We start from the raw sequence: 1,571 nt of genomic DNA on the forward strand, positions 1-1,571 counted from the left end.
GTAACACTGAGTGCCTTGCGCCAGCGCGTCTCGGAGAATTTGCAGCAGAACCGCTCTGATCTGGATGTGCTGGCGACCAGCGTGATCGAGAGTGGTCTTGCGATGTGGGATGAGCAGCATGGCACGCTCTATCTGCGCGGGCAGGGCAATCTGCTGACCGACATCACCGAAATCGAGAAACTCACGACCATCCAGATGCTCTTTGAGCGTCTGGAGGCGCAGGAAACGATGCTGCGCCTGCTTCAGCTGGCGCAGGAATCGGACGGTGTACGGATCTATATCGGTGCCGAGAGCGGGTTTTTTGGCATGTCGGGCGTATCGATGGTCGTGGCACCGGCGCGCAACGAGACGAATCGCATCGTCGGTGCCATCGGGGTGATTGGCCCGACACGGCTCAACTATGGGCGGATCGTGCCTGTGGTGGATTACACGGCCCGTGTGATCGGTCGCCTCCTGAGCTGAACAGGCAGGGTCTGACACTGCTATGACATGTTTTTTAAGAATCACTCGCAATTTATCATTGAGAATTATTCTCAAACGCTGTTAGGGTCGCGCCGTTCTGAAGTGGAATGGCTGATGATAGTCTGTTCGTGTAACGCCCTGACCAATCATGATATCGCTGATGCCGTAAACAGAGGGGCCTCGCGCGCCCGGGAGGTCTATGCCTCCAAGGGGTGCAAGGCCCAGTGCGGCAATTGCGTGCCCGGCGTGGTATGCGCCCTGCGTAGTCTGCTGCGCGAAAGGAACGAGGCCGCGATGGCCTTCAACACAGTCGATCAGGGTGCAGGCAACGCCGCTTACGCCTGAGTGAGGGCACCCGCACCGGGCCATGGTGACGTACCGTCATGTCGGCAGGCTTGCTGATCTGCCCATAGGGGGCCGGACATCCGACCGGCCATGAAAAAACCCGCCAGCCTGCGCTGACGGGTTTTTCCGTTTCCGGGGTCCTGTGCGGGTAAGCCCGGGGCAGGATGTCCGGTTCTGTCTTACTCGGCGGTCTGGTCGGGAGCCGGCGAGGAGTTCAGCGTGATGTAGCGCTGGATACCGACCTGCTTGATCAGATCGAACTGACGGTCGATGAAATCTTCATGCTCTTCCTCGTTGGCGAGGATACGGATCAGCAGATCACGTGACACGTAATCGCGCACGCTTTCGCAATAGGCGATGCCTTCGCGCAGATCGGCCAGCGCCTTTTCCTCAAGCTTGAGATCGCAGGCGAGGATTTCCTCAACGCTTTCACCCACCAGGATCTGGTTCAGACGCTGCACGTTCGGCAGGCCTCCCAGATACAGGATGCGCTCGATCAGCCAGTCGGCATGACGCATCTCTTCGATGGATTCGTCATATTCCTTCTTGCCCAGCTTGGTGACGCCCCAGTGATTCAGGGTGCGGGCATGAAGGAAATACTGGTTGATGGCCGTCAGCTCATTGGTGAGCTGGATGTTCAGATGCTCGATAACCTTCGGATCTTTAAGCATGGTTGGCTCCTTTTTCTGTCCTGCACGCAGAAGGGGCGCATGGCCACTCCCCGCAGGCTGTGTGACGCTGTTCAAGCATGGAAAAGAAGCGGG

The 1,571-nt window shown here is 58.2% G+C and carries 2 protein-coding genes and 1 pseudogene; 2 read left to right on the top strand and 1 reads right to left on the bottom strand.

All coding sequences use genetic code 11. The annotated features are described in order from the left end of the window. Positions 1-462: pseudogene (gene hrcA / locus P792_RS31710) on the top strand (heat-inducible transcriptional repressor HrcA); the annotation flags it as partial. 114 nt (positions 463-576) lie between these two features. Beyond that, positions 577-807, top strand: coding sequence for a bacterioferritin-associated ferredoxin (locus P792_RS31715; RefSeq protein ID WP_023979378.1), 231 nt, complete (start codon positions 577-579; stop codon positions 805-807). Between the two features lie 179 nt (positions 808-986). Here P792_RS31715 and bfr read toward each other — a convergent pair whose 3' ends face one another. Further along, the gene (bfr, locus tag P792_RS31720; RefSeq protein WP_023979379.1) at positions 987-1,478 is read right to left on the bottom strand and encodes a bacterioferritin; all 492 of its coding nucleotides are present in this window, start codon (positions 1,476-1,478) and stop codon (positions 987-989) included. Between the last annotated feature and the right edge of the window lie 93 nt (positions 1,479-1,571).

It is taken from the genome of Asaia sp. SF2.1 (assembly GCF_000505765.1).
GTDB classification, from domain to species: Bacteria; Pseudomonadota; Alphaproteobacteria; order Acetobacterales; family Acetobacteraceae; genus Asaia; species Asaia bogorensis.